9 protein-coding genes and 1 pseudogene are annotated in these 11,260 nt (G+C 62.5%); 7 read left to right on the top strand and 3 right to left on the bottom strand.

What is annotated here, in order from left to right; all coding sequences use genetic code 11:
* Positions 1 to 1,136: pseudogene (locus ABIB95_RS42605) on the top strand (DNA-binding protein); the annotation flags it as partial.
* Positions 1,137 to 1,281: 145 nt separating this feature from the next.
* On the opposite strand, the gene ABIB95_RS42600 reads toward ABIB95_RS42605, so the two are convergent.
* Together ABIB95_RS42600 and ABIB95_RS42595 are read right to left on the bottom strand one after the other, a co-directional pair.
* Positions 1,282 to 1,620: a hypothetical protein gene (locus ABIB95_RS42600; protein ID WP_354248661.1), complete on the bottom strand. Its 339-nt coding sequence runs from the start codon at positions 1,618 to 1,620 to the stop codon at positions 1,282 to 1,284.
* Positions 1,617 to 1,808: a hypothetical protein gene (locus ABIB95_RS42595; RefSeq protein WP_354248659.1), complete on the bottom strand. Its 192-nt coding sequence runs from the start codon at positions 1,806 to 1,808 to the stop codon at positions 1,617 to 1,619. Before ABIB95_RS42595 ends, ABIB95_RS42600 begins: the two co-directional genes overlap by 4 nt.
* Positions 1,809 to 2,037: 229 nt before the next feature.
* Between ABIB95_RS42595 and ABIB95_RS42590 the strand changes: the two genes are divergently transcribed.
* The 5 genes from ABIB95_RS42590 to ABIB95_RS42570 all read left to right on the top strand — a co-directional run bounded on the left by ABIB95_RS42590 (position 2,038) and on the right by ABIB95_RS42570 (position 10,256).
* A complete protein-coding gene (locus tag ABIB95_RS42590; protein ID WP_354248657.1) occupies positions 2,038 to 6,387 on the top strand; it encodes a strawberry notch-like NTP hydrolase domain-containing protein in 4,350 nt (1,449 codons plus the stop codon).
* Position 6,388: 1 nt separating this feature from the next.
* Positions 6,389 to 7,429, top strand: coding sequence for a DUF7146 domain-containing protein (locus ABIB95_RS42585; RefSeq protein WP_354248655.1), 1,041 nt, complete (start codon positions 6,389 to 6,391; stop codon positions 7,427 to 7,429).
* A 332-nt stretch (positions 7,430 to 7,761) separates the two neighbouring features.
* Positions 7,762 to 8,700: a DUF2493 domain-containing protein gene (locus tag ABIB95_RS42580; RefSeq protein WP_354248653.1), complete on the top strand. Its 939-nt coding sequence runs from the start codon at positions 7,762 to 7,764 to the stop codon at positions 8,698 to 8,700.
* Positions 8,701 to 8,902: 202 nt separating this feature from the next.
* Complete coding sequence (locus tag ABIB95_RS42575) at positions 8,903 to 9,391, top strand: hypothetical protein (protein WP_354248651.1); 489 nt, start codon at positions 8,903 to 8,905, stop codon at positions 9,389 to 9,391.
* Positions 9,392 to 9,932: 541 nt separating this feature from the next.
* Positions 9,933 to 10,256: a DUF736 domain-containing protein gene (locus tag ABIB95_RS42570; protein WP_354248649.1), complete on the top strand. Its 324-nt coding sequence runs from the start codon at positions 9,933 to 9,935 to the stop codon at positions 10,254 to 10,256.
* Positions 10,257 to 10,522: 266 nt separating this feature from the next.
* Here the strand turns inward: ABIB95_RS42570 and ABIB95_RS42565 are convergent, their stop codons facing one another.
* Positions 10,523 to 10,774 carry a helix-turn-helix domain-containing protein gene (locus tag ABIB95_RS42565; RefSeq protein ID WP_354248647.1) on the bottom strand — a complete coding sequence of 84 codons (252 nt, stop codon included), beginning with the start codon at positions 10,772 to 10,774 and terminating at the stop codon, positions 10,523 to 10,525.
* 162 nt (positions 10,775 to 10,936) lie between these two features.
* Here ABIB95_RS42565 and ABIB95_RS42560 point away from each other — a divergent pair, with 162 nt between their 5' ends.
* On the top strand, positions 10,937 to 11,209 hold the full coding sequence (locus tag ABIB95_RS42560; protein WP_354248645.1) for a DUF2285 domain-containing protein: 273 nt from the start codon (positions 10,937 to 10,939) through the stop codon (positions 11,207 to 11,209).
* Positions 11,210 to 11,260: the final 51 nt, after the last annotated feature.

The raw sequence follows: 11,260 nt of genomic DNA, 5'->3' as shown, positions 1-11,260 counted from the left end.
ACCCGACCCGCTCCGACGGGGCGAGCGCTACCGTCTTGCCGAATGGCTTCAAAAAGAGAATTGACATCAATCCGCAATTAAAGGGCCGATTGACAGCCCAGATCGCCCGCGCCGGCGTGTTCGTCAGCATCGATGCCCAGGGTTTGTTGGCGATCGCCCGTGGTTACGTGCGGCCGGAAGATGAGGCACCCGTGATCGTCGAGCCCGAAAGCGAAGTACAAGGCGACGGAGAGACCAACGATGACGGGCCAACTACCAATGGTGTGGTCCAACGCGCGGTCATCACTGTCGGCGGTGCGCCAACCGAACCCGTCGAGGAGGACGACGACGACACGGTCAAGCCGCTACCGGATCGGCTCATCACGGACCTGACTGCACATCGCACACTGGCGTTGCGCAATGCGCTGGCGAACGATCCGGCCGTTGCCTTCCAGGCGGTACTGCATAATTTCGTGTTGGCGACCTTCTACCGCTTCTCGTCGTCGAGCGGCTGCCTGGAAATCACGATCCGGACCCCGACATCCCCTGCTCAAGCGCCCGGCTTGAAGGAGAGTGCATCAGCGGAAGCTATCGACGGGCGCAATGACGGATGGAAAGCCCGCCTGCCCAAGGACGAAGCTGATCTATGGAACGTGCTCACGGCGTTCGACGGGAAAGAGCAGGCCGCGCTGTTCGCGCATTGCGCGTCATCCGCGGTCAATGCGCTCTACGAGCCCGCCAACCGCTACAATGAGGGCCGCGTCTCCGCGCACGGCATAGGCCGAAGGCTCGATCACGCCAACGTTCTTGCCCGTTCCGTGGGACTCGACATGGCAGCAGTGGGCTGGAAGCCGACCGTCGACAACTATCTCGGCCGGGTCACCAAACCTCGCATTCTTGAAGCGGTGCGTGAGGTAAAGGGCGAGCAATCGGTGCAGCTCATCGACCACCTCAAGAAAGTCGACATGGCGCGGGAGGCCGAGAGACTGCTCGAGGGGACCGGATGGTTGCCGGAACCCCTTCGTCTCGATGAGGTGGGTACGGTCGGAGAGCCCGCTGCAGATCCCGAGGCGTTGCCGGAGTTCCTCGCCGCCGGCGAGGACGAAGCTGACACCGAGGCCGACGACGAACGGCCGCACATCATTGCGGCAGAATAATCTCCCAGGTGTGGGGGCTCCGGCCGACCCATACCTACTTATCCTTGGTCCTTCCCAAGCCCGGCATTCCATGCCGGGCTTTTTCTTTCGAGGACGTCCGAGATCGTCCCTGATTCAGCTCGCGGGAATCTCTTGCCATCGCTTCTCAGCGCGGTTGCGTAGCTGAACTGGATTCGGAATTCTCTGCGGTCTCGTTGTCATCCAATTCGACGAGATAGACCAGCAGCATTCCATCAGATGGTTGAGCATCCTTGGAAGCATCACCGAATGTTGCGATCTCGTCCTCGTAGCCCATTCGCGCTCTCAGTTGGGCCTTGCCATCCCACAACGGCGCGCCATTGGAATGTGCTGACGCGAAATCTTCACCTAGCCACGGCGCATTGCAAATCTCGCTTGCTTCACGGAGGCTTTTTGCTTCGAACGTCACCGTTGGCTTGCCGCCGATCTCGATCGTAAAGACCGAAGGAAAAAGCGTCGGCGTCATGTTCGCTTCGCCTTTTCGGCGGCTTCCCGCGCCAATCGCAATGCTTTCAAGCGTTCGCGATTTCCGTGAAACGCCTCTTGTGCCTTTTCGTGCTCGCTTACGGGCTTCTCGGTCTTGACCTGCCCGAATACTTTCAGCGCCTCTCGTTCGGCTGGCGTGACCCGTCGTTTGAGCTTTTGGTCGTTCATCTCGTCACTTCGTTGCGATTCTCGATGGGCAGAAAGATAGCGCGCTGAGTCACGAGACAAAAGGGCTGATTTCCTCCACTTCCTCGGCAAATCTGGCCGCATCTTTTTGGCGGTCAGTCAGCGCCAGCGTCTGCGTAAGAGTGAGAGGTGGGCCGGGATGGGTTTGAGCCCACGCGGTCGAGAGAGCGCCCTGCGGCTCGATCCTTCCCCGCTCTCCGAGGCTTCCTCCATGACGATCATTCCCGCATCCGTGGCTGCCGTTGCGGCCGCGCCGCTTCCCGTTACGCCCACTTCTCTGAACAAGGCCGGCGCGATCGCCAGCGCTGCGCAACAACTCCTTCTCCATCTAGAGCGCGGTCAGCGCGTCGATGCGCCGATGCTGCGCGCTGCGATGGAAAACGCCTTTGGCAACTCCGACGCCGATGGGGGATGGGACTGGAAGACGGCCTATGACGCCTGTGAGGCAGCCACCGTCCTGTTCCTTCGCAAGTTCGGCCCTGCCATGCGCGCGCGTGCCGATTCGCCCGCCGCGATGCTGCCGATGCTGGCAAAGATCGCCGGCATACTTCCAACCCACACCCGCCGCTCGGAAGAGAGCGAGGCGCTTCAGCAGTTTAGCACGCCCATCGCGCTTGGTTTCGCGGCGAGCACCGCGGCGGCGATCACGCCTGCCGATGTCGTGCTGGAGCCATCGGCTGGCACGGGCTTGCTCGCCGTCCTGGCCGAGCTGTCTGGTGCTTCGCTCGTTCTCAACGAGTTCGCCGAAACCCGCGCTGGACTTCTTTCACTTCTCTTTCCCGGCATCGCCGTCACCCGCTTCGACGCCGCGCATATCGACGATCATCTTGACACCGCCATCAAGCCAAGCGTCGTGCTGATGAACCCACCATTCTCGGCCCGCGCCAACGTCGATCGCCGCATGGCCGACGCCGCCTTACGACATATCGCGTCGGCCTTAGCGCGGCTCCCTGAAGGCGGTCGGTTGGTCGCGATCACAGTGGCGAGTTGTTCCCCGGACAATCCGGTCTGGCGCGATGCCTTCATCCGCTTGCAGGAACGAGGACGCGTTGTGTTCAGCGCCGCCATCGCTGGCGCGGTTTTCGCCAAGCACGGCACCACCATCGAGACGCGCCTAACCGTGATCGATCGGTTTCCAGCGGACGACGCAACGGCATTCCAATCGCCTCTTGGCGTAGCGCCAGACGTTGCCACGCTGCTCGGATGGGTCACGGAGTACGTTCCGGCCCGACTGCCGATCGCGATGCCAGTTGCCGCTTCGCCAAACGCATGTCCGAGCATTCCGCGAACCGTCCGCGCCTATGCGATGCGACCGTCCGGCTTCGCCGCTCCCACAGCGGATCCGGCAGGGGCTGCACTTGCCTATGAGACCGTTGCCTGGACACCGGCCGAGGGCGGTCGGATCACCGAGGCGCTTTACGAGGAATATGCACCTCAATCGATCCGTATTCCCGGCTCTCAGCCACATCCCACCAAGCTGGTCCAATCAGCCGCCATGGCGTCGGTGGCGCCGCCGGTCCCGTCCTATCGGCCGCACCTGCCGGCCCGCATCATCGCCAACGGTCTGCTGTCCGACGCGCAGCTTGAGTCCGTCATCTACGCGGGCGAGGCGCATTCCCAGCTCCTTGCGGGATCATGGACCATTGACGAGACTTTTGACCTCGTCTGCGCGGCGCGCGACAGTGCGGACAATGCCGTGCAATTCAGGCGTGGCTGGTTTTTAGGAGATGGCACCGGCGCGGGGAAGGGCCGTCAGGTCGCCGGCATCCTGCTCGACAATTGGCTGAAGGGCCGCCGTCGCGCAGTGTGGATCAGCAAGTCCGACAAGCTGATCGAGGATGCCCAGCGCGACTGGTCGGCGCTCGGCATGGAACGGCTGCTGGTCACGCCGTTGTCGCGCTTTCGCCAGGGCACGCCGATCCGTCTGGACCAAAGCGTCCTTTTCACCACCTACGCCACGCTGCGATCCGACGCGCGCGACGAGAAGGCTTCGCGGGTCAAACAGATCGTGGAATGGTTGGGCGCCGATTTTGACGGTGTCGTCATTTTCGATGAAAGCCACGCGATGCAGAATGCCGCAGGCAGCAAGGGCGAACGCGGCGACCAGGCCGCGTCGCAGCAGGGCCGTGCCGGGCTCCGCCTTCAGCATGCCCTGCCGAACGCGCGCATCGTGTATGTCTCGGCGACCGGCGCCACCACGGTTCATAACCTCGCTTATGCTCAGCGCCTCGGGCTGTGGGGCGGCGAGGACTTTCCGTTCGCGACGCGCAGCGAGTTCGTCGAGGCAATCGAGGCGGGCGGCGTCGCGGCAATGGAGGTGCTGGCGCGTGACCTCAAGGCGCTCGGCCTCTACATGGCGCGGTCGCTGTCCTACGAAGGCATCGCGTATGAGCTGATCGAGCATCAGCTCAGCGACGAGCAAATCCGCATCTATGACAGCTATGCCGGCGCCTTCGCGATCATTCACAACAATCTCGCCGCGGCCATGCGGGCTGCAAACATTACCAGGGCAACCGGCACGCTGAACGCGCAGGCCAAGTCCGCTGCCAGATCAGCGTTCGAATCTGCGAAACAGCGCTTCTTCAATCATCTCATCACGGCGATGAAGACGCCGTCGCTGATCGCGTCAGTCGAGCGCGATCTTAAAGACGGCCATGCCGCTGTGATCCAGATCGTTTCGACCGGCGAGGCGTTGATGGAACGCCGGCTTGCCGAAATCCCGACCGAGGAATGGGGCGACGTCCAGGTCGACATTACCCCGCGCGAATATGTGCTGGATTATCTGGCGCACAGCTTCCCGACCCAACTCTACGAGCCGTTTACCGATAGCGAAGGTAACCTGTCGTCGCGACCGGCCTTCCGAGATGGCCAGCCGGTGCAATGCCGGGACGCCCTCGCGCGCCGTGACCTCTTGATCGAGAAGTTGGCGTCATTGACGCCGGTTCATGGTGCGCTCGACCAAATCGTGCAGCACTTCCGCACCAACACGGTGGCGGAAGTCACAGGCCGCTCGCGGCGTATCATTCGCAAGACCGGATCTGATGGCGTCGACCGCCTCGTCGTCGAGAACCGCGCCGGCTCCGCCAACCTCGGCGAAACCCAGGCATTCATGGATGATGTCAAGCGCATCCTCGTCTTCTCTGACGCCGGCGGTACCGGGCGCTCCTATCACGCGGAGTTGTCGGCGAAGAACCGACGCTTGCGGACGCATTATCTCCTGGAAGCCGGATGGAAAGCCGACGCGGCCATTCAGGGATTGGGCCGCACCAATCGCACCAACCAGGCGCAGCCGCCGCTGTTCCGGCCCATCGCCACCAATGTGAAGGCCGAGAAGCGCTTTCTCTCGACGATCGCGCGGCGTCTCGACACGTTGGGAGCCATCACCAAGGGACAACGCCAGACCGGCGGGCAGGGCCTGTTCCGCCCCGAAGACAATCTCGAAAGTCACTACGCGCGCGACGCGCTGCGCCAGCTCTATCTCCTGCTGGTCATCGGCAAGGTCAGGGATTGTTCGCTTCAAACGTTCGAGGACGCGACCGGGTTGAAGCTAACCGATGACAACGGCATCAAGGACGAGTTGCCGCCGATTACCACCTTCCTCAACAGGCTGTTGGCGCTGACTATCGATCTCCAGAACATCCTGTTTACCGCGTTCGAGCAATTGTTGAGCGCGCGGATCGAGGGCGCGATCGCGTCCGGCACCTATGATGTCGGACTGGAAACGTTGACGGCCGAGAGCTTCGTCGTCGCAGGCCGGCAGACGATTTACACCCATCCCGGCACTTCCGCCGAGACCCGCTTGCTCACGATCGTCAAGCGCGAGCGAAATCGTCCGGTCACGCTCGATGAAGCGCGGGAGCGTCTCTCAGATCCCCGCGCGGTTCTTCTGGTCAACAGCCAGTCGGGTCGCGCCGCCGTGCAAGTCCCGGCCCGAAGCCTGATGCTCGACGATGGCGAGGTCGAACGCCGGGCTCGTCTCATCCGCCCCATGGAGCATCCGACCATACCGCTGGCAATGATGCCGCAGACCCACTGGCGGGAGGCCGACCGCGACACCTTCGTCCGCGCCTGGGAGGCCGAAGTCGCCGAGGTTCCGGAGTTCACTGACAGCGAGATTCACATCGTTGCGGGCTTGCTGTTGCCGATCTGGAAGCGCCTGCCCAACGAGTCGACCAGGGTCTATCGGCTGCAGACCGACGCCGGCGAGCGCATCATCGGCCGCAAGGTCTCACCCGCGTGGGTCGCCAGTGCGTTGGAAGCTGGAACGTCTCATCTTTCGCCGGACGACGCCTTTACTGCGGTGATCGATGGCAAGACCATCCTCGATCTCGCCGAGGGTCTCCAAGTCAGGCGCGTCCGCGTAATGGGTGTGAACCGGATCGAATTGACTGGTTTCTCTGAGCCGATGCGGGATCGGCTGCGCGCCTACGGCCTGTTCGGCGAGATCATTTCGTGGAAGTTGCGTTTCTTTGTCCCAGTCGATGCGACTGGCCCCGCGATCCTGGCCAAGGTTTTGGAGTGCTATCCGGTTGCCCGCATCGCCGATCGCGCGGCGGCGTGACATGCCGCGAAGTGCGGCAGAACTGGCACATCGCCTCGCGCGCGAGGCCGAGGCGGTGTGCCGTCATTATCTCTCCAACGGGCGTCGTGTCGGCAATTACTGGCTGGTCGGCGACGTCAGGAACACGTCCGGCCGATCGATGTTTGTCCGCCTGAAACCAAAAGGCATGGACGGCCGCCCGGCCGGCAAATGGACCGACGCGGCGACCGGCGAGCACGGGGACCTGCTCGACGTGATCCGCGAGAGTTGCAGCCTGGTCGATTTTCACGACGTAGCCAATGAAGCCCGACGCTTTCTGAGCTTGCCGCGATCCGAGCCGAAATCCGACGGTCGATCGCGCCCGCCATCGGTACCGACCGGTTCGCCGGAATCGGCATGGCGTCTGTTCGGCATGTCGCAGCCGATTGCCGGCACGGTTGTGGAGACTTACCTGCGGGGACGCGGCATCACCAATCTGCACGGCATCGACAGCCTGCGATCCCATCCGCGCTGCTACTATCGTCCCGAGGTAGACGCCGCGACCGAAATCTGGCCCGCAATGATTGCGGCTGTTACCGATTTGAAAGGCCACATCACCGGCGCGCACCGTACATGGCTCGATCCGTCAGGGCGCGACAAGGCGTCGGTCGATACCCCACGCCGGGCGATGGGTTACCTTCTTGGGCACGCGGTCCGCTTCGGTCCGGCTGGTGACGTCATGGCAGCGGGCGAAGGCATCGAGACCATGCTGTCGCTCCGTTGCATCATGCCCACCATGCCGATGGCCGCAGCACTCTCGGCCGCGCATCTCGCAGCCATCCTGTTTCCTGCAGCGCTACGCCGTCTGTATATCGCCCGTGACGACGATCGGGCCGGGGATGGCGCGGTGGCAGGACTGTTCGACCGGGCGCAGTCGGCCGGAATCGAGGCAACGGTGCTCTCGCCGCAGTGTGGAGATTTCAACGAGGATCTGCGGAATTTTGACATCGACGCGCTAGGTGCAGCGTTGCGCATCCAGCTCACCCTGGAGGACGTTGGTCGGTTCTTGATCGCGGGGGTTTAGACGAGAACAGGGGACGAGGCTGGTACTCCGCCCGGACGGTGCGCCCCCAATCCTCTGGCTTCTCTTTGTTCGGAGAGGGCCGCGCTCACGGCCTTCTTGAGAGGGCGACCCTGCGGCAAGCGGTCCGGCCACGCAATGGCGTCCGCCGACTATTTTCCGTCGCGCCCTAATGGGCGCTTTACATCGCGAGGCAAAATAGCCGGCTCCCTCCATCCTTCGCTTCGCTACGGCCGCTGTCGCTGCGCTCGGCGGTGCAGGTCCGGTCCGCCCGCCGCCTTTCGTCGCCATGAAGGCCGCGATGAGCGCGACCAATCCGACCAAGGAAAGCCGCCATGACGATCGAGCGCACCGAGACCGACTACAACCAGCCATACGCCACATCCCCGACCGATCACGTCCTCACCGAACTCCAGCTTCACGGCTATCGCCCCTTCCAGGACGAACCCGACCCGAGACCGCTGCCCGAAGCCCGTATCGTCGCCGCTGCCGTCGCCGACATCTTCGACGCACTCATCGCGAGCTTGAGCGAAACACGCCTCGAACCAGACCTCGAGGACTTGCTGTGGTCGACCGTCAATCTCTTCCACCGCGCCAACGAGCGCATCGAACGCGAACTCGACGAAAACGAACAAGCGCAGAAGCGCAGCCAGCGCGACCAGGATGGCTCCGAAATCCGCTCGGTCGAACTTGAACGTCTCACTGCCGAGGGCATGACGCTGATCGAGCGGCGAAACAGCATGGAATATTTCCGCGACCAGGCGGCCGAACACTTTGCACGCCACACTGGGTCGCACTGGCATCCGCGCAGCGGCTCGATGGTGAACCATCGCGCCCTGACTTCGGCCATGATCGACAGTCGCGACTTCCTCGCCGCCAAACGACGGGCCGAGACCGAGATGCTATTGCCCGCGGGGCCGAAGATCGCCTTCACCGGCGGTCTCGACTGCAACGATCACCGCCTGATATGGGACAAGCTCGATCAGGTCCATGCCAAGCATCCGGGCATGGTCTTGCTGCACGGCGGTTCACCGAAGGGCGCCGAGCGCATCGCCGCCCGCTGGGCCGACCACCGCAAAGTTGCACAAATCGCCTTCAAACCCGATTGGACCAAACACGCCAAGGCAGCACCGTTCAAGCGCAACGATCAGATGCTCGACGTGCTGCCGATTGGTGTCATCGTCTTCCCCGGCACCGGCATTCAGGAGAACCTGGCTGATAAGGCACGGAAGCTTGGCATCCCCGTCTGGAAATTCGGCAACGGCGGCGCGTAAGCGCCGCCGCAACTCCCTGTACCAGCAGAGCGGCAATGTCCGCTCTGTGCCGCAATTGCGAAACGAGCCCCACGCGCTCGCCCCGCTTATTCGGTACAAGTCTGGCCGACTGCGAGGGATTCCAACCGCTCGCGAGATCAGCTATTCTTGGATCGCGCCGTGGTGGTGGTGGAAGGCGCAACTATTGTCACGGGACCCCACCATGGTCGTCATTGGAATTCTTCTCAGTATTGTTGGGCTCGGCGTCGTCTGTTGGGTACTGTTTACGCTGGCGGTTTACGCTCTGCCGTTCTTCGTCGGCATGACCGCTGGGTTGTACGCGTATCGAATTGGCCTCAGTCCGATCGCCGCCATCATCGTCGGCTTCGTCGCGGGCGCATTCGGACTTTCCGTCGGCCGGTGTCTCTTCTCCGCCGCGCGTTCCCCCATCGTCCGTCTTGTCGTTGCCCTCGTGTTCGCAGTTCCCGCGTCGTGGGCCGGGTATGAAGTGACTCTCAACCTCGCTGGTATAGGCATTCCCTCCGAGCGGTGGCGCGAAGCGTTTGCCTTGGTCGGCGGCGTCGTCGTTGGTGGCACCGCTTGGGCACGTGTGGCGGTACTGGCAACTCCCGCTCTCAGAGAGGGTGCTAGTGCTGGTTCGGCTCAGCCGCCTCTCAGACCATCCTTGGGATCGGTGGCCAGGGACGGGTGATCGGACGGCATCGCTTCGTCCTTTCGTCTGGAATTGATCGGAGAATGAACGACCTGCGCGTAACCGAGAGATAGTCGTGCCCCTCGGCGGGGGGCTTCGATTGGATGACGACGACCTCGTCGCCGGAGCAGTCCTGAGGCCTCTCGACGCTCTGCTATTGGTCCGGCCGTTTCGAGACGGTTGGCCGCCTTTCTGTACGCCAGGTTTTCTCTTCCTTCTCTTGGGGCTCTGGGCTTCTTGTTCGGGCCGATCCCTCGCTGGCACGTCTCCGAGATGCTGTTCAGCGCACGCGAGCACCTTGCCTCTCATTGGCTTGATCTAGCCGAAGGCCGGCTGCGCCTCGATCGCCTGAACCGCAATGGCGGCAGTGAGACTTTCTTCCCCTGGGCTTCGCCCATTCCTCGCGAGGCAAGAAAGTCTCACCGCCACCATCCTCCGCTGCGCTGCGGCCCAAGAGGGTGCGGCGTCGATCGCCTTCGGCTTTCAGATCGCCATCGAGGCCGCGGTGGTCGCGGGCTCGGAAACAGCAAGGAGAAGTGACATGGCTAACATCGGCTCTTTCAAGAAGTCCGGCCAGGAATTCCAGGGCGAGATCATCACCCTGAGCCTCCAGACCAAGGGCGTCCGCATCGTCCCCGAAACCGACCGGACCAACGACAACGCTCCAAGCCACCGGGTCTACGTCGGCCGCGCCGAGATCGGGGCCGCCTGGTCGAAGCGCTCCACCGAGGGCCGCGACTATCTCTCGGTCAAGCTCGACGATCCGAGCTTCAATGCTCCGATCTACGCCAACCTCTTCGACGACGAAGACGCCGAGACCTTCACCCTGATCTGGTCCCGCACTCGAAAGGCCAACGGCGACTAAGCCGAACCAGCTCCAACACCCCGCTCAGACGAGCGGGGTGTTGCTTTCTGCGCTGTTATGATCGAGCGCGAGCCCGAAGGAAAGTGGAGCGCCTGATCGAGCTATCACCTGCATCAGGAGGCGGCGCCGCAATCGGGGAGCGATTCCGCTGTTGCGCTCGGCTGCCCCACTGCGCCTTCGTCGACTAAGCAAGCGATCGACGGCGAGATGCTCGTCCGCGTCCGGCGCTCACCTTAGGCTCGATCCGCGATGATCACTGTCTGCGATCACTTCCGCTTAGCGGGCTTCGATCGCTCGGTTTGCGCCTCCTCATCTGGGAGGACGAGATCGACGTGACTGACACCCAAGGTGTTGGCGAGTTCAAACAGGGTTACGACAGTCGGATTGCGGCGGCCCCGCTCGAGGTCGCTGATATATTGCTGGGTGAAGCCGGATACTTCGGCGAATTTCTCCTGGGTAAAGCGCTTCTGCTTCCGTAGTCTTGCGAAGTTCCGGCCGACCAACTTGCGCATGTCCATCGGCGCAAGTTGCGTTTTTACATACTATGAGGTTTATCTCCTATAGTATGTATTTCATGCTGTCCGCTGGTCGGCTGGATCGGAATGGGGCTAAAATGAGACGTCGGGACAATCTCGGCCTTCCGGGAAGGCTAGAATCATTCGCAGTTTGCTGGGACGGTCATGACAAAACCGCAGCTAGATCCTGACGTTGCGGATGTCGCGCCGAATGAGCCGGCGCTGACGGCCTATGACGAACTGCACGTCGTCACCTACATGCGTCTTCTGCAGGCGGAAGGTGAGGGGGCGGACTGGCGAGAAGTTGCTCGGATCGTCTTGCATATCGATCCGGAGCGAGAGCCAGACCGTGCACGCAACGCATACCAGAGTCATCTTGCGCGCGCCAAATGGGTGACCGAACAGGGGCGTCTCTTACGTGGCGCGGGCTCAACGTAGAAGAAAATCGTCGACTGGAGCCTTGCAGCCAAAAGCATTTTCTCCAGCTAA

The organism is Bradyrhizobium sp. LA2.1 (genome assembly GCF_040547725.1).
Lineage (GTDB): Bacteria > Pseudomonadota > Alphaproteobacteria > Rhizobiales > Xanthobacteraceae > Bradyrhizobium > Bradyrhizobium barranii.
Note: the sequence above shows the minus strand (reverse complement) of the source record. Positions and strands in the feature narration are given on the sequence as shown.

What these genes read in the sequence shown, in the direction of transcription:
- ABIB95_RS42565 (WP_354248647.1), bottom strand. Translation starts at nt 10,774, where the DNA reads ATGGACATGCGCAAGTTGGTCGGCCGGAACTTCGCAAGACTACGGAAG.
- ABIB95_RS42595 (WP_354248659.1), bottom strand. Translation starts at nt 1,808, where the DNA reads ATGAACGACCAAAAGCTCAAACGACGGGTCACGCCAGCCGAACGAGAG.
- ABIB95_RS42570 (WP_354248649.1), top strand. Translation starts at nt 9,933, where the DNA reads ATGGCTAACATCGGCTCTTTCAAGAAGTCCGGCCAGGAATTCCAGGGC.
- ABIB95_RS42560 (WP_354248645.1), top strand. Translation starts at nt 10,937, where the DNA reads ATGACAAAACCGCAGCTAGATCCTGACGTTGCGGATGTCGCGCCGAAT.
- ABIB95_RS42585 (WP_354248655.1), top strand. Translation starts at nt 6,389, where the DNA reads ATGCCGCGAAGTGCGGCAGAACTGGCACATCGCCTCGCGCGCGAGGCC.
- ABIB95_RS42580 (WP_354248653.1), top strand. Translation starts at nt 7,762, where the DNA reads ATGACGATCGAGCGCACCGAGACCGACTACAACCAGCCATACGCCACA.
- ABIB95_RS42575 (WP_354248651.1), top strand. Translation starts at nt 8,903, where the DNA reads ATGGTCGTCATTGGAATTCTTCTCAGTATTGTTGGGCTCGGCGTCGTC.
- ABIB95_RS42590 (WP_354248657.1), top strand. Translation starts at nt 2,038, where the DNA reads ATGACGATCATTCCCGCATCCGTGGCTGCCGTTGCGGCCGCGCCGCTT.
- ABIB95_RS42600 (WP_354248661.1), bottom strand. Translation starts at nt 1,620, where the DNA reads ATGACGCCGACGCTTTTTCCTTCGGTCTTTACGATCGAGATCGGCGGC.